This is a genomic window from Egicoccus halophilus, from assembly GCF_004300825.1.
Classification (GTDB): domain Bacteria; phylum Actinomycetota; class Nitriliruptoria; order Nitriliruptorales; family Nitriliruptoraceae; genus Egicoccus; species Egicoccus halophilus.
This window is the reverse complement of the sequence record NZ_CP036250.1, coordinates 946,192-971,935: the sequence shown is the minus strand read 5'-3', so window position 1 is coordinate 971,935 and position 25,744 is coordinate 946,192. Positions and strand designations below refer to the sequence as shown.

The 25,744-nt window shown below is 74.2% G+C and carries 24 protein-coding genes; 7 read left to right on the top strand and 17 right to left on the bottom strand.

Annotation, left to right across the window (positions count from 1 at the left end):
• Positions 1–66: 66 nt before the first annotated feature.
• Complete coding sequence (locus ELR47_RS04495) at positions 67–576, bottom strand: GNAT family N-acetyltransferase (RefSeq protein ID WP_130648808.1); 510 nt, start codon at positions 574–576, stop codon at positions 67–69.
• A gap of 175 nt (positions 577–751) precedes the next feature.
• Between ELR47_RS04495 and ELR47_RS04490 the strand changes: the two genes are divergently transcribed.
• Positions 752–2,221: a glutamate-cysteine ligase family protein gene (locus ELR47_RS04490; protein WP_130648807.1), complete on the top strand. Its 1,470-nt coding sequence runs from the start codon at positions 752–754 to the stop codon at positions 2,219–2,221.
• Positions 2,222–2,295: 74 nt separating this feature from the next.
• Here ELR47_RS04490 and ELR47_RS04485 read toward each other — a convergent pair whose 3' ends face one another.
• Together ELR47_RS04485 and ELR47_RS04480 are read right to left on the bottom strand one after the other, a co-directional pair.
• Positions 2,296–2,739 (bottom strand): hypothetical protein, encoded by a 444-nt coding sequence (locus tag ELR47_RS04485; RefSeq protein ID WP_130648806.1) that lies wholly within the window; start codon positions 2,737–2,739, stop codon positions 2,296–2,298.
• A gap of 160 nt (positions 2,740–2,899) precedes the next feature.
• A complete protein-coding gene (locus ELR47_RS04480; protein WP_130648805.1) occupies positions 2,900–4,513 on the bottom strand; it encodes a molybdopterin-dependent oxidoreductase in 1,614 nt (537 codons plus the stop codon).
• 132 nt (positions 4,514–4,645) lie between these two features.
• Between ELR47_RS04480 and ELR47_RS04475 the strand changes: the two genes are divergently transcribed.
• Positions 4,646–5,695: a M14 family metallopeptidase gene (locus ELR47_RS04475; protein ID WP_130648804.1), complete on the top strand. Its 1,050-nt coding sequence runs from the start codon at positions 4,646–4,648 to the stop codon at positions 5,693–5,695.
• Here the strand turns inward: ELR47_RS04475 and ELR47_RS04470 are convergent.
• Genes ELR47_RS04470 through ELR47_RS04460 form a run of 3 tightly spaced genes read right to left on the bottom strand, consistent with a single transcriptional unit; the run spans position 5,659 to position 8,674 of the window.
• A complete protein-coding gene (locus ELR47_RS04470) occupies positions 5,659–6,888 on the bottom strand; it encodes an MFS transporter (protein WP_130648803.1) in 1,230 nt (409 codons plus the stop codon). The genes ELR47_RS04475 and ELR47_RS04470 overlap by 37 nt on opposite strands.
• Complete coding sequence (gene mca / locus ELR47_RS04465; RefSeq protein ID WP_205745440.1) at positions 6,885–7,814, bottom strand: mycothiol conjugate amidase Mca; 930 nt, start codon at positions 7,812–7,814, stop codon at positions 6,885–6,887. Before mca ends, ELR47_RS04470 begins: the two co-directional genes overlap by 4 nt.
• Entirely contained in the window at positions 7,811–8,674 is an 864-nt protein-coding gene (locus ELR47_RS04460; protein ID WP_130648802.1) for a competence/damage-inducible protein A, read from the bottom strand. The genes mca and ELR47_RS04460 overlap by 4 nt, the downstream gene beginning before the upstream one ends.
• 94 nt (positions 8,675–8,768) lie before the next feature.
• Here ELR47_RS04460 and ELR47_RS04455 point away from each other — a divergent pair, with 94 nt between their 5' ends.
• Complete coding sequence (locus ELR47_RS04455) at positions 8,769–9,683, top strand: hypothetical protein (protein WP_130648801.1); 915 nt, start codon at positions 8,769–8,771, stop codon at positions 9,681–9,683.
• Between the two features lie 17 nt (positions 9,684–9,700).
• Here the strand turns inward: ELR47_RS04455 and ELR47_RS04450 are convergent, their stop codons facing one another.
• The 3 genes from ELR47_RS04450 to ELR47_RS04440 all read right to left on the bottom strand — a co-directional run bounded on the left by ELR47_RS04450 (position 9,701) and on the right by ELR47_RS04440 (position 12,534).
• Positions 9,701–10,381 carry a hypothetical protein gene (locus ELR47_RS04450; RefSeq protein WP_130648800.1) on the bottom strand — a complete coding sequence of 227 codons (681 nt, stop codon included), beginning with the start codon at positions 10,379–10,381 and terminating at the stop codon, positions 9,701–9,703.
• Between the two features lie 153 nt (positions 10,382–10,534).
• Positions 10,535–11,884, bottom strand: a complete 1,350-nt coding sequence (ccrA, locus tag ELR47_RS04445) for a crotonyl-CoA carboxylase/reductase (RefSeq protein WP_130648799.1) — start codon at positions 11,882–11,884, stop codon at positions 10,535–10,537.
• Between the two features lie 92 nt (positions 11,885–11,976).
• Positions 11,977–12,534: an FxsA family protein gene (locus ELR47_RS04440; RefSeq protein ID WP_130648798.1), complete on the bottom strand. Its 558-nt coding sequence runs from the start codon at positions 12,532–12,534 to the stop codon at positions 11,977–11,979.
• On the opposite strand from ELR47_RS04440, the gene ELR47_RS04435 reads away from it, so the two are divergent.
• From ELR47_RS04435 to ELR47_RS04425, 3 genes are all read left to right on the top strand, one after another.
• Positions 12,533–13,252, top strand: a complete 720-nt coding sequence (locus ELR47_RS04435) for a TrmH family RNA methyltransferase (protein ID WP_130648797.1) — start codon at positions 12,533–12,535, stop codon at positions 13,250–13,252. The two genes, ELR47_RS04440 and ELR47_RS04435, sit on opposite strands and share 2 nt — an antisense overlap.
• Positions 13,253–13,334: 82 nt before the next feature.
• On the top strand, positions 13,335–15,062 hold the full coding sequence (locus ELR47_RS04430; protein WP_130648796.1) for an acyl-CoA dehydrogenase family protein: 1,728 nt from the start codon (positions 13,335–13,337) through the stop codon (positions 15,060–15,062).
• Between the two features lie 158 nt (positions 15,063–15,220).
• On the top strand, positions 15,221–15,679 hold the full coding sequence (locus ELR47_RS04425; protein ID WP_130648795.1) for a hypothetical protein: 459 nt from the start codon (positions 15,221–15,223) through the stop codon (positions 15,677–15,679).
• Here the strand turns inward: ELR47_RS04425 and ELR47_RS04420 are convergent.
• Entirely contained in the window at positions 15,663–16,883 is a 1,221-nt protein-coding gene (locus tag ELR47_RS04420) for an acyl-CoA dehydrogenase family protein (RefSeq protein WP_229730676.1), read from the bottom strand. The genes ELR47_RS04425 and ELR47_RS04420 overlap by 17 nt on opposite strands.
• A 63-nt stretch (positions 16,884–16,946) precedes the next feature.
• Positions 16,947–18,683 (bottom strand): DUF885 domain-containing protein, encoded by a 1,737-nt coding sequence (locus ELR47_RS04415; RefSeq protein WP_130648793.1) that lies wholly within the window; start codon positions 18,681–18,683, stop codon positions 16,947–16,949.
• Positions 18,684–19,054: 371 nt separating this feature from the next.
• Here ELR47_RS04415 and ELR47_RS04410 point away from each other — a divergent pair, with 371 nt between their 5' ends.
• Positions 19,055–21,409: a DEAD/DEAH box helicase gene (locus ELR47_RS04410; RefSeq protein ID WP_130648792.1), complete on the top strand. Its 2,355-nt coding sequence runs from the start codon at positions 19,055–19,057 to the stop codon at positions 21,407–21,409.
• 83 nt (positions 21,410–21,492) lie between these two features.
• On the opposite strand, the gene ELR47_RS04405 is transcribed toward ELR47_RS04410, so the two are convergent.
• From ELR47_RS04405 to ELR47_RS04380, 6 genes are all read right to left on the bottom strand, one after another.
• On the bottom strand, positions 21,493–21,825 hold the full coding sequence (locus tag ELR47_RS04405) for a hypothetical protein (protein WP_130648791.1): 333 nt from the start codon (positions 21,823–21,825) through the stop codon (positions 21,493–21,495).
• Positions 21,818–22,660 carry a ParA family protein gene (locus ELR47_RS04400; RefSeq protein ID WP_130648790.1) on the bottom strand — a complete coding sequence of 281 codons (843 nt, stop codon included), beginning with the start codon at positions 22,658–22,660 and terminating at the stop codon, positions 21,818–21,820. Before ELR47_RS04400 ends, ELR47_RS04405 begins: the two co-directional genes overlap by 8 nt.
• A gap of 91 nt (positions 22,661–22,751) precedes the next feature.
• Positions 22,752–23,396, bottom strand: a complete 645-nt coding sequence (locus ELR47_RS04395) for a MarC family protein (RefSeq protein ID WP_130648789.1) — start codon at positions 23,394–23,396, stop codon at positions 22,752–22,754.
• 206 nt (positions 23,397–23,602) lie between these two features.
• Complete coding sequence (locus tag ELR47_RS04390; RefSeq protein WP_130648788.1) at positions 23,603–24,187, bottom strand: FHA domain-containing protein; 585 nt, start codon at positions 24,185–24,187, stop codon at positions 23,603–23,605.
• Between the two features lie 215 nt (positions 24,188–24,402).
• Complete coding sequence (locus tag ELR47_RS04385) at positions 24,403–25,281, bottom strand: PHP domain-containing protein (RefSeq protein WP_130648787.1); 879 nt, start codon at positions 25,279–25,281, stop codon at positions 24,403–24,405.
• A gap of 99 nt (positions 25,282–25,380) precedes the next feature.
• On the bottom strand, positions 25,381–25,737 hold the full coding sequence (locus ELR47_RS04380) for a DUF4190 domain-containing protein (protein ID WP_205745438.1): 357 nt from the start codon (positions 25,735–25,737) through the stop codon (positions 25,381–25,383).
• Between the last annotated feature and the right edge of the window lie 7 nt (positions 25,738–25,744).

Here is a 25,744-nt window from a genome sequence, read left to right as displayed (position 1 = left end):
GCTGGGCGGACGGTGGCGGCGCAGACGGCGCTGGCCCCCTTCCGATCGGCCGTCCGGCCGCCGGGCTCAAGCGCTGGAGGAGCCCGCGTCCGCGCCGGGGAGCTCGCGGGCCAGCAGGGCGACCCGGTGGTCACCGTGCCACTGCCGGCCGACCTCGACGAACCCGCGGGCACGGTGGAACGCCAGCGAGACCTCGTTGGGCGGCTCGACGTTGACCTCGCAGGTGACCTCGGCGCGACCGGTCGCACGCGCCCGCTCCTCGACCGCGTCGTACAACCGCGAGGCCACGCCCCGACGCCGGGCACGTGGGGCGACCGCGACCCGGTCGACGTAGAGGTGGTCGCTGCCGCGGTCCTCGAAGAAGCGGTAGTTCGGGCTGGCGTAGTCGCTGCCCGGCGCGAGGGCCAGCACCAGGCCGAGCAGCCCGTCGTCGTCGACCGCCACGAGGGCGAGCTCGCACTGCGCGAGCAGCGCCACCAGGCCCGGGCGCGTCAGCGGGCCGACGTCGGGGACCTCGGCGGCGTTGCGTGCCAGCATCGCCTCGAGGTCGCCGTCGGCGGCGGGGCGCAGGTGCACGTCGGCCGGCTCCTTCGGACGGGACGGGTGGCGGGGCGGGACGGGTGGCGGGGCGGGTGCCGGGACGGGAGGTGTCCACGGCGGACGGTCGCCACCGAAGGGAGGGGCACGCTACCCGTCCGTCGCCGGGGTGCCCCCTCTAGGCTTCGCCACGCCCGCGACGACAGGCGGTGGCATGGGTCGCGAGATCGACGAAGTGCGCTTCACCCGGGAGGACCGGCAGCAGTACCGCGAGAAGGTCAAGCGCAGCGTCGACGTGCTGCGCCGGATGCTCGACGCGGGCGCGTTCGAGACCGAGCGCAAGCTGGTCGGCGTCGAGGTGGAGTTCTACGTCGTCGACACCGACGGCGCGCCGATGATGATCAACGCCGAACTGCTCGACCGGCTCGAGTCCGCGGACTTCCAGACCGAGCTGGCGCAGTTCAACATCGAGTTCAACCTCGCCCCGCACAAGCTCGTGAGCACCGTGTTCCGCGAGATCGAGGAGGAGCTCGAGACCTCGTTCCTGCACGCCCACCGCCGCGCGCAGGAGCTCGACGCCCACGTCGTGATGATCGGCATCATGCCGACGCTGCGCGACCTCGACGTGACGCTGCAGAACCTCTCGGCGAGCCCGCGCTACCACCTGCTCAACCAGCAGGTCCTGGAGGCCCGGGGCGAGGACCTCCAGGTCGAGATCGAGGGGCCGGAACGCCTGACGACGCAGGTCAGCTCCATCACCATGGAGGCGGCCGCCACCTCGGTGCAGCTGCACCTGCAGGTCAGCCCGGAGGGCTTCCCGACGGTGTGGAACGCGGCGCAGGCGGCTGCCGCCGCCCAGATCGCCGTGGGCGCGAACTCGCCGTTCCTGCTCGGCAAGGAGCTGTGGCGCGAGACCCGTATCGCGCTGTTCGAGCAGTCCATCGACACCCGCACCGAGGAGCTCGCCGCCCAGGGGGTGCGGCCACGGGTGTGGTTCGGGGAGAAGTGGATCGGCAGCCTGCTGGACCTGTTCGACGAGAACGTGAAGTACTTCCCGTCGCTGCTGCCGCTGCTCGACGACGAGGAGCCCGAAGCGGTGCTCGAGGCCGGCGGTGTGCCGCACCTGCCGGAGCTGGTGCTGCACAACGGCACCGTCTACCGCTGGAACCGGCCGGTCTACGCCGTCGCCCGCGGCAAGCCGCACCTACGGGTCGAGAACCGGGTGCTGCCCGCCGGGCCGTCGGTCGTGGACACCGTCGCCAACGCCGCGTTCTACTTCGGTCTCGTACGGGCCCTGGCCGACCTCGAGCAGCCCATCGACCGGCAGCTGTCGTTCGCGGCCGCGTGCGACAACTTCTTCGCCGCCGCCAAGCACGGCATCGAGTCGGAGCTGTTCTGGCCCGGGGTGGGGGCCGTGCCGGCCAGCGAACTGGTGCTGCGCACGTTGTTGCCGCTGGCCCACCGGGGCCTCGACGCATGGCACGTCGACCGTCGCGATCGTGACCACTACCTGGGCATCATCGAGCAGCGGTGCCTCAAGCGCATCACCGGCGCCGGCTGGCAGGTGCGCACCGTGCGCCGCCTGCTCGACGAGGGATGCACGCGGCCCGACGCCATCATCGAGATGGTGCGCCGCTACATGGCCGGCATGCGCAGCAACGAGCCCGTGCACACCTGGGACTGATCCGGGCGACGCCGCGGGGTCGGCGCCGCCCAGGTACCGCGGCGGACACCCACACGTCGAGGTCGCTCCGCGGCTCAGTCGTCGGCGCGCTCGGCGCGGCGACGCAGCAGGACGTCGGTGAGCAGCCCGGCACCGATGCCGAGCAACCACACGTCCTTGGCGACCGTCAGACCCTGCTGGGTCGGCTTCACGCTGCCCTCCTCGCGCATGCCGGGCACCCGGGCGTACAGGCCGAGCAGACCGGCGCTGAAGGCGGTCAGCGCGGCGGCGGCCACACCGGTCGGCACCAGCGGCGTCAGCAGGGCCGCACCGAGTGCCACCTCGCCCTTCGACAGCGACCCGACGAACGACTGCGGGTCGACCGACCGGACCGGCGGGTAGGCGGTCGCCGCCATGCCGTGCAGGGCCGCGGCCGTCTCCGGGTCGGGATCGCGCTTGTCGAGGCCGGAGTTCAGGATCAGCGCGCCGGCGGCGATGCGCGGCGCGACGTGCCAGGCCTTGAACGGCAGCAGTGCCATGAGGAACACCTCGGGGAGGAGCGGAAGCGGTCGGGCGGGAACGCGTGTGCGGCCGGACGCGGGCCGGCCACACGAGTCGTTCACCTCGCAACCACAGCGTCGCCGTCCCACCGCCGTCGAGGCGGGTCCCGACCCGGCGGGTCGGCCACCATCGCCGACGTCAGGCCGCGACCTCGACCGTGACGGTGTGCCAGCCGGTGGCGCCGTCGGGGCGGACGCCGCGCCGACCCTCGGGCTGGGTCTCACCGCGTCCGTCGGTGGCGCGGACCCGGATCCGGTGGCTGCCCGGGGTCGCGTCCCAGCGCAGGACCCACTGCCGCCAGGTGTCGTCCCCGACGGCGGCCGCCAGCTCGGCCGGCTGCCAGTCACCGTCGTCGACCTGCACCTCGACCTGCGCGATGCCGCGCGTCGGGGCCCAGGCGACCCCGGCGATGGGCGTCCGCCCGGCGGTCAGCTCGCTGCGGCCGGCCGGCACGTCGATGCGCGACTGGGTCCGCACCGGCGCCTCGACCGCGTAGCCGCGTGGCACCCAGTAGTGGTCGAAGCGGTCGAAGCGGGTCAGTTCGATCTCGGCCAGCCACTTCGTCGATCCCACGTAGCCGTACAGGCCCGGGGTGACCAACCGCAGCGGGAAGCCGTGCTCGGCCGGCAGCGGCTCACCGTTCATCCCGACGACCACCAGCGTGTCGCGGTCGTAGGCGGCGGCCACCGGGAAGCCGCCCGTGTACCCGTCGGTCGAGCGGCCCACGACCTGGTCGGCGTCGGGCGACACGCCGGCCTCGTCGAGCAGCTCGCGCAGCGGCAGGCCGAGCCAGGCGGCGTTGCCGATCAGGTCCCCGCCGACCTCGTTGCTGACGCAGGCCATGGTGATCGGCACCTCGACCAGGTCCCGCCGCAGCAGGTCGTCGACGCGCAGCGACAGCGGCCGCTCCACCATGCCGGTGACCTGCAGGCGGTGGGTCGCCGGGTCGATGCGGGGCACCTGCAGGGCCGTGTCGATGCGGTAGAACGCGTCGTTGGGGGTGAACAGCGGCGTGGCCCCCGCGACGTCGAGTGCCGCGTCCGGTGGCGCCGGCAGGTCCCGGCGCGCGCTCGGGGCGGGCAGGGTCAGCGCCGCCCGGGCCGCCTCCACGTCGAAGCGGGCGAGCAGGACGCGGGCGGCCGTGCCGGTGGCCGCCGCCCCGGCGGCCACCGCGGCGGCGAGCACGAGGAAGCGCCGGCGCCCCGGGTCCGCGCTGCCGCCCGCGGGACCATGCTCGCGACCGACGCCGGGACCGGCGCCGGCGACGCCGAGCCGGGCCTGCGCCGCCGTCAGCACCAGCAGGACCGCGACGCCGGGAACGATGGCCGCCAGTCCGGGCACGGCGGCCGCGGGACCGAAGCCCGGGTCCGCGAGCCCGGCCAGCGCCGCGACCGCGCCGAGCGCCACCACCCCGACCAGCGCCAGCCCCGGCCGACGACGCGCGAGCACCCCGAGGGCGGCCGCCGCGAGCGCCAGGACGACCAGCACCCCGGCCACGAGCAGCGGCTTGTCGGCGGTCCCGAACGTGTCGATGGCCCACGCCGTCAACGCCGCGGGGGCGCCTTCGATCACCCGGTCGGCGATCGCCACCACCGGGCCGGGCCAGGCGGGCACCAGCGCGGCGGTCACCTCCCCCACCGCCACGGCGGACGCGGCGGCGAGCACGCCGCTGAGTGCGCCGTACGGGCGCGGCGCGGCCGGCGCGAGCGCGGTGTCGGGCGAGGAGGTCGTCGGGCTGGTGTCGGTGTCCATGGAGGTGGTTCGTTCCGGCGGCGTCGGGGGTTGGCCACCGTCGCCGTCCGTCCGCCGCAGCGCGAGCCCGTTCGGGCGGTGCACCGCACGCCGGCGGCCGGGTCCGGCCGTGGCTCCCTAGGCTGCCGCGCCGTGGACCCTGCCTTCCGTTTCCTGTCCGACGACGTCCCCGACGAGCTCCTCGCGCTCGGGGACCGTGCGCTGCTGCGCGAACTCGCGCGGCCGACCCTGGTCCGCGTCCCGGGCACGGGCGCCCAGCCGCCGCGCGCGGTGGTGACCCTGCTGCACGGCGACGAGTCGACCGGGCCGCAGGCGATGCTGCGGGTGCTGCGCCACCGGCGGCGTGTCGCCGCCGCGCCGCTGCCCTTCGACCTCTACGTCGTGTTCGGCAACGTCGAGGCCGCGCTGCACGGTCCGGGGTTCGCGCACCGGTTCCTCGACGACCAGGAGGACTTCAACCGGGTGTGGGGGCTGCCGGCGACCACGCCGCAGCGCCGGGCGGCGGCGGGCATCCTCGCCGAGCTGCGGGCCGCCGGGCTGGAGTCCGTCGTCGACGTGCACAACAACACCGGCGACAACCCGTTCTACGCGATCGTGACCCGGCTGACGCCCGAGACCCTGAACCTGGCCACGCTGTTCACGACCACGCTGCTGCGCTGGGACCTGCAGGCCGCCACGCTGATGGAGGCCCTGCACGACGACTGCGCGACCATCGCGGTCGAGTGCGGGCTGCCGGGCCGCCCGGAGTCGCTCGCCTTCGCCGTCGACGCCCTGCGCCGCTACCTCGGGGAGGGCCCGCTGCCCACCGACCGGGTGGTCCGCGACCTCGACCTGCTCGGCGAGCTGCGCAAGGTCACCGTGCGTCCCGACGTGCGCTTCCGCTTCGGCGGGGACCTCGCCCCCGACACCGACCTGGTGCTCGAGGCCGATGCCGACGTGCACAACTTCGTCGCCGTGGACGCCGGGCACGTGCTCGGCCGCACCCGCGACGGCGCCCCGCTGCCGGTGTGCGCGAGGGCCGCCGACGGCCGTGACGTCACCGACGAACACTTCGCGGTCGTCGAGGGGCGCCTGGTCGTGACGCGCCCGAGCACGCCGGTGATGATGACGCGCACGGTGGAGGCGACCCGCAAGGACTGCCTGTTCTACCTCGCCTCGGCCCTGCCACCACCGGTTGTCTGAGCGTCCTCGCGCAGCACCCGGTGCACCCACAGCGCGCCGATCAACACCGGCAACGCCATCACCAGCGCGGCCGCACGGGCCCCGAACACCTCGGCGACCGCTCCGTCGAGCAGCGCCGCGAACGGGCGGGTGCCCACGAACGCGAGGCTCCACAACGCCATGACCCGCCCGAGCTCCTCGGCCGGCACCTCCGACTGCAGGCGGACCGTCGAGCGGGTCACGCCGGCCAGGAAACCGCCGCCCGAGACGGCCAGAGCCGCCATCGCCAGCGGCAGGGTCGGCGCCACGGCCAGCAGCGCCATGCCGACGCCCTGGACGACCATCGCCCCGACCAGGGCGTGCCGACGCCGACGCAGCCAACCGAGCAGGGTGAACGCCGTCAGCGTGGCTCCGGTGCCGAAGGCGGCCACCAGCAGACCGGCGTCGAGGTCCGAGCCACCGAACACCTCGCGGGCCAGCTCCGGCGTGAGGGTGTTGATCGGATCGGTGGTGGTGGACAGCGCCATGACCGCCACCAGCAGCGCTGCCCAGGTCCGTTGGTCCCGCACGGTCCGCACGGTCGCGAACAGGCTCGGTCGCACACCGACGGTGCGTCGTTGCGGGCGGGGCCGCACGACCATCAGGGCCGCGACGAAGGCCAGGAACGAGGCGGCGTTGAGCGCGAACGCGACCCCGTAGCCGGCCCGCTCGACCACGAGTGCGCCGAGCACCGGGCCGACGGCGCGGGCGAGGTTGAAGGTGACCGAGTTCAGCGACAGGGCCGCGTCGAGGTCGTCGGGCTCGACCAGCAGCGGTACCAGCGCCAGCAGGGCCGGGACCATGAACGCCAGCGCGAGCCCGAGCACGCCGGCCGCGCCGACCACCACCGCCGCGGTGACCCGACCGGTCAGGGTGAGCAGCGCGAGCACGGCACCGACGGACGCTGCGGCGACCTGCGTGACGATCAGCAGCCGGCGGCGGTCGAACCGGTCGGCCGCCGCGCCCGCGAGCGGGGCCAGCGCGAACGCCCCGAAGAACTGGGCGAAGTTGACCGCGCCGACCAGCAGCGTCGATCCGGTCAACTCGTGGACGAGCAGCCCGGCGGCGATGTTCTGGAACCAGGTGCCGATGTTGGACAGCGAGTTGCCGAGGAAGTAGGTCCCGAAGTCGCGCTGCCGCAGGACGCGCAGCGCGCCGTGCTGCCCGCCGCTCACCCCGACGCGTGCTGGGCGACGTGGCCGAGGTCGGGCGCGCCGCGGTCGCCCTCCGACGCCGGCTCCACCCCGGCGAACAGGTCGGCCTCGGGGGGCTGCACCGTCACGTCGCTGCGCAGCACGTGGAACCCCTCGTAGGGGAACACCTCGCGCTCGACGTCGCGCGGGACCGCGAACCAGAACCCGTCCGGGTCGATCTGGGTCACGTGGGCGAGCAGCGCCGCGTCCCGACGCTCGAACCAGTCCCCGCACGCGACCAGCGCCTCGGGATCGGGGCCCTCGAACCGCTCGGGGCGGTGTTCGAGCCACTCGGCGAACGGGCTCTGACCCGTGCGCTCCAGCATCGCCTCGTGCAGCGCCAGGACCCGCCCGCGCGGGAAGACGCCGCTGGCGTACACCTTGGCCACCCGCCACGGGCCGGCGTCGGCGCCCGGCTCGGCGACGTCGAGCTCGGCGTCGGGGTCCTCGGCGAGCTCCAGCGCCCGCATCGTCACCGCATGGCACATGATGTGGTCGGGGTGCGGGTAGCCGCCGTCCTCGGGATAGGTGACCACCACCTGCGGGCGCTCGTGGCGCAGCAGGGCGGCCAGGCGCCGGGCCGGCTCGTCCACCGGCGTGCGGGCGAACGAGCCCTCGGGCACGTCCTCGGGGTTCTCGTGGTAGCCCGAGTCCCGGTACCCGAGCCCGTGGGTGCGGGTGAAACCGATCGCGGCCACGGCTGCGGCCAGCTCCCGGGCGCGGGTCACGCCCATGTCCTCGGGGGCGACGGCGGTGGCACTGGGGTTGAGCACCTCACCGGCCTCCCCGCCGGTCAGGGTCACGAGCACCACCTCGGCGCCCTCGTCGGCGTACCGGGCGGCGGTGGCGGCACCCTTCGACGACTCGTCGTCGGGATGGGCGTGGACGAACAGCAGACGGCGGTTCACTCGGATTCCTTTTCGCGGGCGACCCCGCGGCGGGCCGCCCACGACGCGGCCAGCCGGGCGCCGCCCGGGGTTCGGTGCAACTCGTCGATGCCGGCCTGCACGAAGGCGGCGGCGGCGTCGACCTCGGTCTGATCGCCCTGGAGGCGGATCAGCATCCTCGCCCCCGGGTAGCTGCCCAGCCGCACCCGCGGGAACCGTGCGAGCACCTCGGCGAAGAGCACGTTGAGGGTCGACTCGGGGAACGGGTGCTCGATCTCCACGATCGTCGGCAGCGGGTTGCGTCCGGCCAGTAGCTGCGGCTCGATCGCCTCGTCGACGATGGCGCGGAACTCGCCCGGGACACCGGGCAGGATCGCGATGGTGGCCCCGCCCTCGGCGTCGCAGCCACCGTCGACGTCCACGGCGACGCCGGGGACCCAGCCCGAACGGCGACGCAGCAGCCGGCTGCCGGCCGGGATGCGGGCCATGCGGTGGAAGTGGTGCGCGAAGGCGTCGGTGACCTCCACCCCCTGCTCCCGCGTCCAGTCGAGCGCACCGTCGAGCCGTCCGGCGATGACCGGGTCCTCGACCAGGCCCCGCCCGAGGCTCGCCGCGACGGCCTCGTAGGTGATGTCGTCGGGGGTCGAGCCGATGCCCCCGGAGGTCACCACCAGCCGCGGCCGGGTCCGCGCCAGCTCGAGCTGCAGGGCCTCGTCGATCGCGTCGGGTTCGTCGGGGACCACCTGGACCCGGGTCAGCGGCACCCCGTGGGCGGTGAGACGGCCCGCGAGCCAACCGGAGTTCGCGTCGACGACGTGACCACCGAGGATCTCGTCACCGATGACCACCATCGAGGCCTCGAGCACGACACGTCCCCTCACCGGGTGCCCGCACCCAGCGGGCGGAGCGCAGCGACGGAGGAGCCTACCCAGCCTGCGCCGGTGCCACCCGAGCCGGCTGCTACCGTCCGCCAGCGTGTACCTCAGCCGCGACGACGCCCGCAGCGACGTGATCCTGGCCGGCGCGACCACCCTCTTCGGAGGGCTCGTGATCGGCCTGCTGACCGCGTTGCCGCTCTACCCCGGCCCCGGGACGGTCCTGGGGTCGTTCCTCGACATCGCGTGGATCTTCGTCCTGACCGGCCTGGTGCCGTGGCTGCTGGCCCGCTACCGCCAGGACCGGATCGCCGCGTTCGGGCTCGACGGGCCGCGCACGGGCTGGCGGACGGGACTGGCCCTGGCGGTGCCGGCGGTCGTGCTCGGCGTGCTCCACCAGCTCGTCACCGCCGGGGCGGACACCCGCCTGCTCGGACGCGTCGGCGGCGCCGGGTTCCTGACCATGGACGCGGTTGCGGCGGCCGCCCTCGGCCTGCTCTCGTTCGCAGTGGCCACCGCCGGCGCGCTGCTGCTCACCTGCTTCCTCGTCGTGCGCGGACGGGAGGCGTTCCGCTCCCCCGACGTGTCGCTGACCGAACTGCTGCGGACCTTCGGCGTCGGCGCCGCCGGGGTCGCGCTCTTGACCGGGCTGCTGCGCGCCATCGGTGCCGCCCCACTGCTGCCCAGCGTGCTCCAGGTGGCCGGACTCCTGGCGCTCGTGCTCGTCGCGGACCGGCTCGTGCCGCCGCGGCGGACCATCCCACGAGCGGCGGTGCTCACCCCCGTCGCCGTGCTCGGCATCGCCCACGTGTTCGCCTTCGGGGGGCTGTTCCGCGGGGACCTGCTGAGCGGGCTGTACGCCGGCTCCCTGGCGGCCGGCACGGCGACCATCACCGCGGTGCTGCTCGCCAGCCGGGACCGGGCGTGGGCGGTCGTGCCGCTGTTCGCCGCCCTGCACTGGTGGCCGAGCTGCCTGAGTCCGCTGCCGATGGAGTTCTTCGCCGCCGGCTGCTGACCGCGACCCCCACGACGTCAGGCCGTCGGCGCCTGCATGCCCGACAGTCCCGCCAGCCGGCAGAAGGTCCGGTCCACCAGCTCCATCGGCAGCACCGGCCCCCGTGCGAGCCGGTCGGCGAGGTGGTCGGCCCGGATCGTCTCCACCCGGGCGTCGGCGGCACCGTTCCGGTCACGGCCGACCGGCGAGGCCGGTCCCACGACCGCCAACAGGCGCACGGGGACCTGACGACCGCCGTCGACCTCGTCGAGCAGCCGGCGGGCGACTCCGGCGGCCCGGCTCGACGCCTCGCACCCGGCGCACGTCGGCGCGCGACCGGACGGCAGCCGCCGACGGCGCACCCCGTCCGGCGGTCCGGGCGGACACACGTCGACGATCGCCACCCCCGCCGGGCCGACGATCAGCCGCGGCCAGGGCGCGCCGAGCTCCACGCTGCGGTGCTCGACCGGGTCGAGTGCGTCGATGGCGGCCGCCGTGCCGGCGGCGAGAGCGCGATCGTGCCCGGTCTGCTGCCACGACCGACGCCGCGGCGACGACACCAGCAGCATGGACACCACGAGCAGCGTCAGCGCTCCCGGGACCTCGACCGCCGGACCGACCACCTCGCTCCCGCCGGCGAGGAGCAGCAGCGCACCGAAGGCCGCCGCGAGCGCCAGTGTCCACGCGGCGAGACGCGCGCACGCGCGGGCACCCTCCACACCGGACCTGCTCCCCGACATCGCCCCGCCCCCCGTGCGGACCCCTGCCCTCGACCGTCACGATATCCGTGCGGCTCCCGGGTTGTCGCCCCCGCCGATCAGCCGAGACGGGGGTGGTGCTGGCACCACCCCCGTGCCGCTCGTCGCCGGAGCTCAGGCCTCGAGCGTGCGGTAGGCCGCGATCCGCTCGGCGTGTCGCGCCCGCTTGTCGGCGTCGCGGACCCCGAGCCCTTCCTCGGGGGCACCGACGAGGATCCCGATCTTGCCGGCGTGCAGGTTGTGGTGCATCTCGTAGGCACCCTCGGCAGCCCGCTCGAGCGGATAGGTCTTGGACAGGATGGGGTGGATCATGCCGCGGTCGACGAGGTCGTTGGCCAGCCAGGCCTCGTGGTAGTTGGCGAAGTGGCTGCCGAGGATCCGCTTGAGGTGCATCCACAGGTAGCGGTTGTCGTACTCGTGCAGGTAGCCGGTGGTGGACGCGCAGGTCACGACCGTCCCGCCCCGCTTGCAGACGAACACCGACGCACCGAAGGTCGTGCGTCCGGGGTGTTCGAAGACGATGTCGGGGTCACGACCGACGAGCTCCCGGATGCGGGCCCCGAAGCGGCGCATCTCGCCGTAGTCGGGCGAGCCGTCCCCGGCGGTGAACCGGTAGCCCTCGGCCTTGCGGTCGATCACGTGCTCGACGCCGATGGAGCGCAGCAGCGCGGCCTTCTCGGGGCTCGAGACCACGCACACCGGGACGCCGCCGCCGTTGAGGACGAACTGGGTCGCGAAGCCGCCGATGCCGCCGGTCGCCCCCCACACGAGCACGACGTCACCCTGCTTCATCCGGGCGGCGTTCTCCCCCACCAGCATGCGGTAGCTGGTCGCCATCACCAGGCCCAGCGACGCCGCCTCCTCCCAGCTGAGGTGCGTCGGCATCGGCATGAGCTGATTGGCCTTGACCATCGAGAGGTCTGCGAGCGAGCCGAAGTTGGTCTCGAAGCCCCAGATCTTCTGCCCGGGGTCGAGCATCGAGTCCTCGTGGCCCTCGGGCCCCTCGAGGTCGACGTAGTTGCAGTGGACGGTGACCCGGTCGCCGGGCCGCCAGCGGGTCACCCCCGGCCCCGTGCGCACGACGACCCCGGCCGCGTCGGATCCGACGATGTGGTGGTCGAGGTCGTGCCGGGCGCCGAGCTCACCCGTGCGTCCCATCCGCTCGAGGAACCCGAACGTCGGCAGCGGCTCGAAGATCGAGGTCCACACCGTGTTGTAGTTGAGCGCCGACGCCATCGGCGCGATCAGGACCTCGTTGGGTCCCAGCGGGGGGATCGGGACCTCGTCGACGTGCAACGAGCGGCGCGGGTCCTTGTCCTGCGACGCGACGCCGTCGAACAGGTCGACCTCGGACTTGCGCACGACCGCGGCACGCATCGTGGCGGGCAGGGGGACGCGTCCGAGCTCCTCGCCCGGCGCCTCGTCGAGAATGGCCTGGTGGATCGCCTCCATGAACCTCTCCATGCACGAAGCTCGCCGGGCTCCCAGGCCGCCCTCCGCAGCCACCGGCGCCTCGACGCTAGCGATCCGACCGGGTCGGGTCGGAACTCACGGGCTCAGGAGGCGTCGTCGGGAGGCAGCTCGCCACGGCGGCGACCGTCGGACGAGCCACCGTCGCGCCGGCCGGCACCGCCCGATCCGACGTCGGGCTCGTCGCGCTCGATCTCGACCACCTCGACGTCGAGCACCTCGCCGCGACCGGCACGTTCCCGGCGACGGGGCCCGGCACCGGTGTCCTGGCGACCGAACGCGCCTCCCAGCGGGCGGATCCGGCGCCGGACCTGCGCGGCGACGACCCGGCGGGTGGGTGGCAGCAGGAACAGGAACCCGACGACGTCGGTCACGAACCCGGGCGTGAGCAGCAGCGTTCCGCCGACCAGCACCAGGGCGCCCTGGGCGACCTCGTCCCCGGGCCAGCGCAGCTCGTCGAGCGCCCGCCGGAACTGTTGCCAGGCGCGCCGGCCCTCGCGCTTGAGCAGCCAGGCACCGATGAGGCTGTCGACCACCAGCAGTGCAATGGTCCACGGCGTCCCGATCACGCCGGCGACCTGGAGAATGACCGTCAGCTCGACGAGCGGGACGATCACGAACGCGAGGACGAGGAGAACTGGCATGCAGCGAGCGTACGCGGTGTCCCGACTGCGCTCGGCGAGACGTGACCCGTCCCGGGTGAGGTTGGAGGGCGTGCACGCGCTCAAGCACGCGGTGCGCTTCGGCGCCGAGATCGAGGTGGTCGCCACCCCCGACCGCGACGAGCTCGAACGGTTGCTGACGACGTTGGCACCCGACGTCACCCTGCCGGTCGCACCGGTGGACGTGGACGCCGCCACCTGGGCCACGCTGGTCGGTCGGGAGCTGCCCTCGCCGGTCCTGGCGGTGGCGGTGCGCCCGCCGGTCGCGGCCCTGCCGGACCTGGACCGTCGCGGGCGGCTGGTCGTGCTCGAACAGCCGCGCCACCTGGGCAACCTCGGCGCGGTCGTACGGGTCGCGGCCGCGGCGGACGCGGCCGGGGTGTGCGTCATCGGCGACGCCGACCCGTGGCACCCGACGGCGGTACGCGCGGCGGCCGGCCTGCAGTTCGCATTGCCGGCCTGCGGGCGACTCGACACCCTGCCGGAGCTCGGTCGCCCGCTGGTCGCACTCGATCCCGACGGCGCGGCCCTCGGCCCCCGGACCCTGCCGGCGGACGCCGCGGTGGTGCTCGGCACCGAGCGTGGCGGGCTCAGCGCGGGGCTGCGCCGACGGGCCGACACCACCGTGCGGATCCCGATGCGGGCGGGCGTCTCCAGCCTCAACCTGGCCACCGCCGCCGCCGTCGTCCTCTACGCCTGACCGGGTCGCGCGAGGCAGTACGGTGCCGGAACCGAAGGGGAACGCATCGGCGTGATCCGTTCCGTGACCGGGGAGTCGAGCGATGGGCACCGTCGAGCAGCACGGCTTCTTCCAGGCGCCGCCGCGCCTGCGCGACGAGTGGGAGGACGACCTGGCGCTGCGCCGCTGCCTGGAGCGGCTGCTGCCGACCGATGTCCACCACGGGGTCGTGCCGACGCTCGCGGAGCTGGGACGGCTCGCGGCCACCGACCTCAAGGCCTGGTCGGACGCGATGGACGATCCGGCCGAGGAGCCGCGCCTGCGCCCGTTCGACGCCTGGGGCAACCGCGTCGACCGCGTCGAGACCTCCCCGTACTGGGCGCGCATCGCCGAGGTGGCTGCGACCCACGGGGTGGTGGCGACCGCCTACGAGCGGGCGCACGGCGAGCACTCCCGGGTGCACCAGTTCGCGCTCGCCTACCTGTTCGCCCCGTCCAGTGCGCTCTACAGCTGTCCGCTCGCGATGACCGACGGCGCGGCGAAGACGCTGCTCGTGCACGGGGACCGGGAGCTGGTCGAGCGGGCCGTGCCGCGCCTGACCAGCCGCGATCCCGCCACGGCATGGACCTCCGGGCAGTGGATGACGGAGCGGCCCGGTGGCTCCGACGTCGGTCGCACGGAGACGGTCGCCCGTGCCGAGGGGCCGCTGTGGCGCCTGACCGGCACCAAGTGGTTCACCTCGGCGGTGACGGCCGACATGGCGCTGACGCTGGCCCGCCCGGAGGGCAACGGCCCGGGTGGCCGCGGCCTGGCGATGTTCTACGTCGAGGTGCGCGACGCACACGGCCGGCTCAACGACCTGCGCGTGCTGCGGCTGAAGTCGAAGCTCGGGACCCGGCAGATGCCGACGGCCGAGCTCGCGCTCGACGGCACCCTCGCGCAGCTCGTCGGCCCGCCCGCCGACGGCACCCGCAACATCACGCCCATGCTCACCGTGACGCGGTTGTGGAACGCGGTCACGGCCGCGTCCGGGCTGCGGCGGGCGCTGGCACTCGCCCGCGACTACGCCGGCCGACGCGAGGCGTTCGGGAGCGCGCTCGTCGACCAGCCCCTCCACCAGGCGACGCTGGCGTGGCTGCGTGTGCAGCACGAGTCGTCGCTGCAGCTCGCCTTCCACGCCGTGGCGTTGCTCGGCCGGGACGAGGCCGGTGTCGCCACCGAGCGCGAGCAGCAGGCCCTGCGCCTGCTGCTGCCCATCACCAAGCTCACGACCGGCAAGCAGGCCGTGGCCGGTGCCTCGGAGGCGCTCGAGGCGTTCGGGGGCGCCGGCTACATCGAGGACACCCACCTGCCACAGCTGCTGCGCGACGCCCAGGTCCTGCCGATCTGGGAGGGCACCACCAACGTGCTGTCGTTGGACGTCGTGCGGGCCCTGGGAGACCACCGCACGCTGGCCGCCTACGTCGAGGAGGTCCGGCGCGCCGCCGGGCTCGCCACGTCCGCACCCCTGGCGACGGTGGGCAAGCTGGCCGTCGACGCGGCCGACCACGCCAGCCGCTGGGTGACACCGGCGGCCGACGCCGGTCCGGCCGCGCTGCAGCACGGCGCGCGACGACTCGCGCTGACGCTGGGCCGGGCGTTGCAGGCCGCGCTGCTGGCCGCCCAGGCGCAGCACGACCTCGACGTCCACGCCGACGGCCGGGCGACCGCCGTCGCGCAACGCTTCGCCGCCGAGGGCCTGGATCTGCTCGAGGCGCCCGGCGACTCGCTGACCACGGACGCCGCCCTGGCCCGCGACGACGTGCTGCCCTGGCTCGCCGAGGACGGTTGAGCCTCCCCGACCACGTCTCGCGCCGCCACGCACGGGGACCGCCCGGACCGGCGCCGTGCGCGGCTCGCCCTCGTCCTCGGGCGGGCAGCGGGCCGGCCGACCGGAGCGGCGACCGGCGCGCGGGCGCGCGCCGGCACGCCTTCGGGCAGGAGGACCCTGTGGCCCGCGCCACCCGCTCCAGCACGTCGCCCCGCCGTTGGCGCCGCCGCGCGGTCGCGGCGAGCGCGCCGGACCCGACGACGGTGGGGCGCCTGCTGTTCACCGCCCGACAGCCGCCCGTCGCTCCGCGCCCTCCGTCCGCCGACCCCGCGGCGCCGGACGACGCGACACCCACCGACCCGGCACGCACCGATCCGGCACCCGACCACCCGGCCGCGGGCGACCCGGCACCCGACCACCCGGCGGCCGCGGGCGACCCGGCACCCGACCACCCGGCGGCCGAGGCGTCCGTGCGCCCGCGCACGACGGTGCACGCCGCCGCGCTCGACCACCGCTCGCCGCCCCTGACGCTCACGCCGTCCCAGGCGCTGCGACTGGCGGCGCGGGGCCCGGCCGACGTCCGTCGGCCGGACGCCGGTGTCGGCCGTGTGGAGGCGTCCCTCAGCCCTCGCGGGTGATCGCCCGCGAGATGACCAGTTGCTGGATCTCCTTGGTGCCCTCGAAGATCTCGTAGATCTTCGCGTCCCGGGAGAACTTCTCCACGTCGAACTCGCGGCTGTAGCCGAAACCACCGTGGATCTGGATGGCCTCGTCGGCGACGCGGACGGCGACCCGGCCGGCGTGGAGCTTGGCCATCGAGCCCTCGGCGTGCAGGAACGGGGTCTGCGTCACCGCCATGTTGATGCCCCGCCAGCACAGCAGGCGCGCCGCGTCGATGTCGGTGGCCATGTCGGCGAGCTTGAACGCGATCGCCTGGTGCTGGACGATCGGCACCCCGAACGTCTCGCGCTGCCGGGCGTAGGTCACCGAGGCGTCGTAGGCGGCGCGAGCCACCCCGACGGCCTGGATGCCGACGATCGGTCGCGTGGCCTCGAAGGTCGACAGGGCCCCCGAACGTCGCTCCCGGTCGGGGTTGCGGGCCCGTTCGAGCTTGGCGTCGAGACGGTCCTGTCCGCCGAGCAACTGCTCGTCGGGCACGAAGCAGTCGGTCATCGCGAGCTCGGCCGTGTGCGAGGCCCGGATGCCGAGCTTGCGGGTCTTCTTCGTCTGCGCGAACCCCTCGGCGTCACCGGTGACCAGGAACGACGCCTGCCCGCGGTGCCCGAGCGAGGGGTCCACGGTCGCGACGACCACGTGCACGTCGGCGATGCCGCCGTTGGTGATCCAGATCTTCTCCCCGTCGAGCAACCAGCCGCCGTCCACCTTCGTGGCCCGCGTGCGGATCCGGGACACGTCCGAGCCGGCGCCCGGCTCGGAGACGGCGTAGGCCCCGACCTTCACGTCGTCGGGCGTACCGAAGATGCGGGGCGCCCAGGTGCCGATCTGCTCGCCCGTGCCGGTCGCCACCAGGCCGGCCAGCGCGAGGCCCGAGCCGAAGATCGCCAGACCGATGCCGGCGCACCCCCAGAACGTCTCCTCGAGCACCAGTGCCGAGGTGATCCCGCTCGGGTCCTGGCCGACCATCTGGTAGTAGTCGAGGCCGTAGAGCCCGATCCCGGCGGCCTTCTGCACCACCGGCCAGGGGAACTCCTCCGCCTCGTCGTAGTGGCGGTGGACCGGCACCCCGTCGACGGTCGCCTCGCGCATCTCCCGCCGGGCGAAGTCGTGCGCCCACTGGCGGGTCTGCTGCTGTTCGTCGGTCAGGGTGAGGTCGAAGACCACGGCCGCTCCTCGGGCGCGAGTGGAACGCATCGGCGCGGAACCTACTCGACGGCCGGTACGCGGCTAGGCGAACGGGCGTCGGGCCGGTGCGTCGTCGGCCAGGGCCGCCCGCACGATCTCGACCGTCGGGGTGCCGTGCGACAACACCCGCTGGTGGAAACGGCGGACGTCGACGTCGCCACCGGCCGCGTCCTCGACCTCGCGGCGCAGGTCCCCCAGCTCCTCACCCCCGACGAAGTACGAGCACAGCTGCCCGGAGGTGACCTTGGCACGCACCAGCTTGCCCTCGGCCTCGGCGCGCTCCTGGAACGCCCGGCAGGTCAACAGCTCGAGCGCCTGCTCGTCCGCGAGCTCCCCCGCGTGCAGGCCGACGTCGAGCAGCGCGTTCGTGGCGATACGGAGCTCGAGCTTGCGTTGGGTGATCCGGTAGTCGTCACCGTCGACCGCCGAGGTGTCGCCGTCCCCGAAGCCGGCCCGGACCGCCTCGCGCTCGATGTACACCGCCCACCCCTCGGCGAAGGCCGGCCGTGCGAGCAGCCGTCGCGCCACGCGCGGGTGTTGCGAGGCGTGCTCGAGCTGCACGAAGTGGCCGGGGTAGCCCTCGTGGATGGCCAGCGAACGCAACTGCGCCGGGTTGTACTCGCGCAGGAAGGACTCGGCGAGGTCGTCGTCCCAGGAGTCGGGGACGGGCGAGAGGTAGTACGTGCACCCGGTGTCGGGCTCGAGCGGGGGCGCCTGCGTGATGAAGGCGACCGCGATCCCGCGCAGGTAGTCGGGTACCTCGGTCACGGTCAGGCGCTCGGCCGGCGGGACGTCGGTGAGCCCGGACGCGAGCGCGAAGGCACGCGCCTCGTCGACCGCACGCCGGGCCTCGGGCACGAGTTGGTCGCGGGGGACCTGGCGATCGGCGACCTGCGCGAGCACCCGGCGGAGGAGCTCGTCGGTGTCGTCGGGCCTTGCCTCGCCCGGGAAGCGTCGCTGCCACGTCGCGGCCGCCAGCTCGGCCATCTCGGCGCAGACCTCGCCGATCCAGTCCCGGGCACGCGACTCGATCTCGGCCGGCGCCATCGAGGTGCCCAGCGCCGCGCGCAGCGTGACCTCGTGCTCCTGCGGGCCCAGCCGCCACGGCGCGGACGGCTCGTCGTGCAACTCGTCGAGCAGGGCCGCGTAGGCCTCGAGGCCCTCGGCCGCGACCTCGCCGGCGTCCCGTGCGTGGGTGACGTCGCCGGCGAGTTGCTCCGCCCGCCGGGGCAGCTCGTCGCGGACGAGCTCGATCAGGCCCGGCAACCGCTGGAGGGCGACGTCGAGGTGCGGCGCCGGCGAGGACCGCAGCAGCGAACCGGCCTGCTCCAGCAGCACCGGCACCCGACGGGCCCGCGCGACGGCGGCGGCGAGGCGGCGGCGCTGTTCGGTCACGGGCAGGTCGAGCCGGCGCAGGTGCTCGTGGATGCCGGCGGAGATGGTCTCGAGCGCAGCCAGCGGGTCCAGCACGTACCGCGGGCGCACGTCGAGCAGGAACTGGCGGTACTCGAGCTCGTCGGCGAGCAGCTGCAGGTCGCCAGCCGCCTCGCGGTCGTCGCCGGCCCCGGCCGCCGGGACCTCGGCCAGGGCCACCCGCACCTCGGCGGCCAGGACGGCCAGGTCACGGCTGCGCGCCGCCAGCGCCACCGGCGAGAGGTCGGGCAGTTCACCGTCGCGATCACGGATCCCCAGGCGCGTCGCCTCGACCGGCGCGTGGTCGCGCACATGGTCGAGATAGCGGCCGACCAGTTCGTCCGCACGCGCCAGGTGGTCGCTCACGTCCCCTCCGTGTCGAACGTTCCGGTTGCTCGGACTCGGACGGCGACGCTAGTCCCGGACCGCACCCTGCTCGTGGTGCCCGGCCGGCCGGGGTCGGTGCGATAGCCTGTACCCGGCCCACAGGGCCGTTCGCAGGCGCCAATTCCGGGTTGCGACCCTTCTCTTTCGGGTTGCGACCCGGTGTGCGGCGCCAGCGCACCGGTCCGTCGCTGCGCGCCAGCGGCGCTGTTGGCCGCCGCCGCGGGCGCCGACGCGTCCCCGGGCCGCCGGGTGCGGACGACACCTCGTCCCGCCGGCCAGAGCGAGTTGCGATCCAGCAGGCGTGCCGTGAGGTTCGAAGGCGCCGGGGATCGCCCGGACGAGAGAACCCTGTGACGAAGACGTTCCGTGACCTCGGTGTCGACGCCGCCCTGTGCGACGCGCTCGAGGCGCAAGGCATCATCCATCCGTTCCCCATCCAGGAACTGACCCTCCCGCTGGCGCTCGGTCGCAACGACCTCATCGCGCAGGCGCGGACCGGGACCGGCAAGACCCTGGGCTTCGGCCTGCCCCTGCTCCAGCAGGTCGACGCGGACCTGCGCGCGACCCAGGCGCTGGTGATCGTCCCGACCCGCGAACTGTGCGTGCAGGTCCACGACGACCTCCGCATCGGTGAGCACCGCGACCTGACGACCATCAGCGTGTACGGCGGCGTCGGCTTCGAGGAGCAGACCGCGGCCCTGCAGGGCGGTGTGCACGTCGTCGTCGGCACGCCCGGGCGCCTGCTCGACCACCTCAAGCGCGGCAACCTCGATCTCTCGCAGGTCAAGGTGCTCGTGCTCGACGAGGCCGACGAGATGCTCGACATGGGCTTCCTGCCCGACGTGGAGCGGCTCATCGAGCGCTGCCCGGCCGAGGGCCGCCACACGATGCTGTTCAGCGCCACGATGCCGACGGCGATCGTGAAGATGGCACGGCGCTACCTGCACCACCCGACGTTCATGCGGGCGGACAGCGAGGAGCACGAGACCGCGCCGAACGTGGCGCAGCACTTCTTCAGCGTCCACCGCATGGACAAGCCGCGGGTGCTCGCGCGCATCCTGCAGTCGCCCGGGCGCGGGCGGTGCTACGTGTTCGTGCGCACCAAGAACATGGCGGACCGCCTCGTCAACGACCTCGAGGAACTGCAGGTCCCGGCGATCGCGATCCACGGCGACCTGCGTCAGCAGACCCGGGAGAAGAACCTCGACCGCTTCCGCTCGGGCAAGGCCGACGTGCTGGTGGCCACGGAGGTCGCCGCCCGCGGTATCGACGTGACCGGGGTCACGCACGTCGTCAACTACGACTGTCCCGACGACGAGAAGATGTACCTGCACCGCATCGGCCGCACCGCCCGCGCCGGCAACGCCGGCGTCGCGGTCACCTTCGCGGAGTTCAACGAGGCCGGCCGCCTCAACGTCATCCGCAAGGCCGTCGGCGCGACCGACACCGACGTCCACCAGATCTTCTCGACCTCGCCGATGCTGGCCGAGTTGTTCGACCTGCCCGACGACAAGCCGTGGGACCACCTCTCCCGGCGCCCGCGCGACGGCGGCGACGGCGGTGGGCGACGCACGGACGGACCGCGCAAGGGGCGCTCCGACGGGCGTCCCAAGAACCGACGTGACCGCGAGGGCAGCGGACGGGACCGGGACGCGGCGCGGGACCGCCCACGCGACCCGGACGCCGGACGCGCCGCCGATGCCGGACGCGGGGACGACCGCAGCGGTGGACGTCCCGACCGCCCCGGACGCGACTCGTCGACCCGCGACGACCGCGGGCGCAACGACCGCACCCGCGACGACCGTGGGCGCGACGACGACGCCGCACGCGACTCGTCGGCGCGCGACGCCAAGGCGGGAGACGCGTCGGCGGGCGATACGTCGGCGCGCGACCGCACCCGCGACGATCGCACCCGCGACGACCGTGGACGCGACGACCGGGACCGCGGCGACCGTTCCGGACAGAACGGGCCGGAGGAGGCTCCCTCCCCGACCGGCCGCAGCCGCGAACGCACCCGCGTCCGACGCCGTGACCGCGACGAGGCTGCGCAGGGGCGCGACGAGCGCCGCGACCGCGACGACGCCCCGCGGACGCGGGACGAGCCCCGCGACGACGCGAACCCGGCGGACCGCGACGACGCGTCCCGTCCGAGCGCGGGCAGCGGTCGGACGCGGGCCCGTGCCGGTGCCCGTGCCCGGACCCGTGACGATGCCGCGCCGTCGCGTGGCCGTCCCCGCGACGCGGACGCCGGCCGCGCGAGCAGCGACGCCGACGGTGACGCGAACGGCGACGAGCCCGCGTCCCGCAGCCGGAACCGCGCCCGCCGTGGCGAGCGCAGCGACACCTCCGGACGCGACCGTGGCGGACGTTCCCGCGGCACGGACCGCGACGACACCGAGGGGTCCACGGGCGAGGCCGACACCGGCGGCGGCAGGGACGACCGTTCCGGCCGGCGTGGGACCCGCGGCGACAACCGCTCCGCGAACACGCGGTCGGGTGGCTCGGGCTCCGGCGGCAACCGCTCCGGCGGCTCGCGGTCCGGCAACAGCCGGTCGAAGGGCAAGGGCGGCGGCGGGCAGCGCGGCGACGACCGGCAGCAGCTCCCGCCCGTACCCGGACTGCAGGTCGCGCGTCGTGGCGCCGAGGCCAGGGGCGACGGCGATCCCCAGCTCGCCCGCCGGGTCAAGGTCGAGCACCTGCCCTGAGGCCGCCCGACACCGTGGCGCCTGGCCGGACACCGTGGCGCCCGGCCGGGCCGCCGCGGTGGTTCCCGGCCGCGTCGACGGCGTCAGGAGCCCGGGAGTTGTGACCGCAGGACGCGCAGCGCCTGCCCCAGCTCGACGTGGAGCCAGGCGCGACGTCCACAGGTGGGGCAACGGCTGAAGATCCGGCTGCGGAAGGGCAGCCACAGCGAGGGCGGCCGCAGCAGGCGCAGTGCCTCCAGCAGACTGACTCCCCGCAGCACGCCGCACGACCGGCACGTCACCTCGATCTGTGGCGGCGGTGCGGCCGTCGGCGCCGTGCTGTACAGGGCCTCCTTGCCCTGACCGTCGCGCACGCGCGGCACGGTGGGATCCGGCTTGCGCACCCGGTCGAACGGCGACGTCGGCGGATCAGACACGGGTGCCCTCCGGCACCCCGAGGACCTCGGCCTGGCGCCGGGGCGTCCACCCGGCGGCCTCGAGCAGCTCCTCGTCGACCTCGAGCCCCAGCAGCTGTCTGGCGATGGCCCGGTAGGCCGCGACTCCGGGCACGTCGGCCCCGGCGCCCACCAGGGTCTCCCCGGAGGTCGGCGACTCCGCGAAGCGGACCGACTTGCGCACCGGCGGTCCGACCAGAGGCAGCTCGTAGCGCGACAACAGGTCGCGCAGGACCTCGCGGCTGTGCCGGGTGCGCGGGTCGAACATGGTGGCCAGCAACCCTCGGACCTCGAGTCCGCGGTTGGTCAGCCGCCGCACGTCGGCGATGGTGTCGAGCAGTTGCGAGACCCCCCGGTGTGACAGCGTCTCGCACTGGACCGGGATGACGACCTCGTCGGCGGCCGTCAGTCCGTTGATGGTCAGCACGCCGAGCGAGGGGGCGCAGTCGACGAACACCGCGTCGTAGCTGTCCAGCAGGTCGGTGAGCTCCCCGCGCAGCAGGTACTCGCGACCGGTGCGCGAGAGCAGCGTCACCTCGGCGCCGGCCAGGTCGATGTTGGCCGGCGCGACGTCCACCTCACCGTGCTGCACGATCGTCTCGGCCAGCCGGACCCGTCCCACCACCGTGTCGTGCAGCGACGGTTCGGTGGTGTCCGGGTCGTAGCCGAGCGAGAAGGTCAGACAGGCCTGCGGGTCGAGGTCGACCACCAGCACGGCGCGGCTGAGCTCGGCCATCGCCGCCGCCACGTTGAGACAGGAGGTGGTCTTTCCCACGCCACCCTTCTGGTTGGCGAACGCGTACACGGTCGCGGGCACGGGGACTCCGGTGGTCGAGGGCGACGGTGCCTCGGCGGGGAGCCTATCCAGCACCCGCAGGCTCCCCCGAGGGCGCCGTGCGCCCGGCGGGTCACGGCAGTGCCGAGGCGCCCGCGACGTAGGCCTGCACGGCGGTGGCGACGAGCTCGATCGAGATCGCGATCAGCAGCATCCCCATGACCCGCGTGACCAGGTGGATGCCGTTGTCCTTGAGCAGTCGCTCGAGCAACTCGGCGTAGCGCATGGTGAGGTAGACGACCAGCAGCACGGCCGCGATCGCCAGCGCCACGGTCAGCTGTCGGCCGACGTCCAGCGGTCCGGTCTCCGACCCCGACATGAACACCATCGCGGCCGAGATGGCACCGGGCCCGGCCAGCAGCGGCACGCCGAGCGGCACCACCGCCACGTTGACCCCCTCGGCGGCGCTGGGCACCAGGATGTCCCCCTTGAGCATCTCGAGGGCCGTGAGGAAGAGCACCACGCCGCCGCCCGCCTGCAGCGCCGGAAGCCCGATCGACAGGCTGGCGAGGATCTGCGTGCCGAAGAACGCGAACACGTAGACGATGACCGCCGCCGCGGTCATCGCGTGCCGCGCCGTGCGCCGTCGCCGTGCCGCGGTGTCCGTGGCGGTCAGCGCCAGGAACACCGGCACGTTGCCCAGCGGATCCATGATGACCAGCAGCGTCACGAACGCCTGCACCGCGAGCGCGAGATCCAGGGCGAACGGCAGGTCCATCGGCGGCGCTCCGTGGGCAGCAGCAGGGTCTGTCCGCAGCGGAGGAGGCACGCGGAGCATCGCGGACGACGGCGAGCCCGGCGGGGTCCGGCCGGATCCCCGAGGACGTTGCCCCGGACCGAGGGGTCCACCGGGCCGTCGGCCGACGTTCCCGAGACCGGGCGGCTTCGCGCCGGGCGTCGGTTCGCCGGAAGCGTAGCGAAGCGCTACAGCAGCCCGAGCTTGGCGGCCTCGGCCACGGCACCCGCACGGTTGCGCACGCCGAGCTTGTCGTAGAGCTCCTGCGCGTAGGCCTTGACGGTCCGCTCGGTGACCCCGAGCTGCTCGCCGATCTCGGAGTTGGTCATCCCCTCGGCCATCAGCTCGAGGACCTGCTGCTGTCGCGGCGAGAGGTGCGGCCCGGTCTCCACCTTCGGCACCTCGAACACCATGGTGGCGTCCTCCGCCTGGGAGGCGGCGGCCGGGTCCTCGAAGGTGGCGGTGACGGGACCGAAGCTGACGCGGTCACCATGACGGATCACCGCAGGGCCGTGGATCTCCTCGCCGTTGACCTTGGTCCCGGCGCTCGAGCCGAGGTCGGTGACGATCACCGCGCTGGCCTCCTTGCGAATCTCGGCGTGCAGCCGGGACACGCGCGGATCCGGGATCACGTACGCGTTGTCGTCCCGCCGTCCGATCGTCGCCACGTCGCGATCGAGCCGGACCACCCGACCGGCGAGCGCGCCCTCGCCGAAGTGCAGCGTCGGGACGGGAACGATCTTCTGGGCCTTCTGGACCTGCTGGGGCTCCAAGTGGGGTTCCTCCGCACATCGTCACATCGTCGCTGGGGTCGGGATCACGCCGCCCGAGCCACGGGCAGCGGCCCCGTTCGCGGCCGAGTCTGGCCGACCGGACGGGTGGACGGACACCGCCCGACCCGTCACGCAGGCGTGGCCGGACGGCCCCCGTCCGTGCGGCCAGTCTGTCAGGCTGCCGGCTCCGGGGAAAGTCCGGGTTCGCGCCCGGTTCAGGCGCGACGCCAGGTCCGGAGCCGCTCGACGACCTCGCGCTCGGTCGTGGCGCGCCCCAGTGGGTTGTCCTTGCCGGCCCCGTGGTAGTCCGAGCCGGCGGTGACCTCGAGCCCGAGTCCGGAGGCGAGGTCGCGGTAGCGCCGTCGGTGCTCGTCGGTGTGGTCGGGGTGGTCCGCCTCGATGCCGGCCAGCCCGCCGGCGGCCATGCGCTCGACCACCTCGTCGGCGAGACCCGGCCCCAACGCCCGGCCGTCGTTGGCCGGTGCGCCGCGGCCGGGCTCGCCGGGGACGCCGAACAGACCGGGGTGTGCCAGCACGGCCACGCCCCCGGAGGCGACGAGCAGCTCGACGGCCCGTTCGGGGGTGACGGCGTGCTTCTCGACGTAGGCGGGCCCGCCGTCGGCGAGCCACCGGTCGAACACGGTCCGGGTGTCGGGTGCTGCGCCGGTCTCCACGACGGCCTGGGCGAGATGGGGCCGGCCGATCGGCGCCTCACCGGCCAGTTCCTGGACCCGCGCGAAGGCGACCTCGATCCCGAGGGCGTGGAACTTCTCCACGATGGCCCGCGCCCGGTCCTCGCGCTCGTTGCGCAGCCGCTCGAGCTCGTCGACCAGCGGTCCGTACCCGGGATCGATCCAGTACCCGAGCACGTGCACCGACGACCCGTCGAGCTCGGCCGAGAACTCGGTGCCGAGCACCACCTCGAGGCCGGTGCCGTCGGCCGCGGCGGTCGCCGGCCCGTAGGAGGCGGTGGTGTCGTGGTCGGTGACGCCGAGACCCTCGAGACCCAGTTCGACCGCGTCCCGCACGTTCTGCTCGGGCGTCGTGGTGCCGTCGGAGAAGGTGGTGTGGGTGTGCAGGTCGAAACCGGCCACGGAAGCAGTCCTCGATCGCTTACGAGCCGGGGACGGTAACGGCACCACGACGCAGGTGCCCGCCGACGGGGGTCCGGACGGCGAGGGGTCGGGTGGGTCCTACCAGCCCAGCAGCCGCAGCGGCAGCAGGACCACTCCGAACAGCAGGGGCACCAGGCCGACGGCGCCGAGCACGACGGCCGCGGTGGCCAGGCCACGTCCGCCCTCGCCGGACACCGCGATCTGCCGACGGGCGACGACCCCGACGACGATGCCCGCGAGCGACGTCAGGCCGCCGAACCACAGCAGCGACAGCACGAACGCCACGATCGCCAGCGCGTTGGTGCGGCTGGCCGCGGCGACGGCGGGCGCCGCGGACCGGTCACGTCGGTGCTCGGTCCAGCCCTCGCCGTCCCACCAACGGAGGCGACCCGCGTCCTGCTGGTCGTCGTACCAGCCCGCCGGTGGGTGTTGCATCAGCATC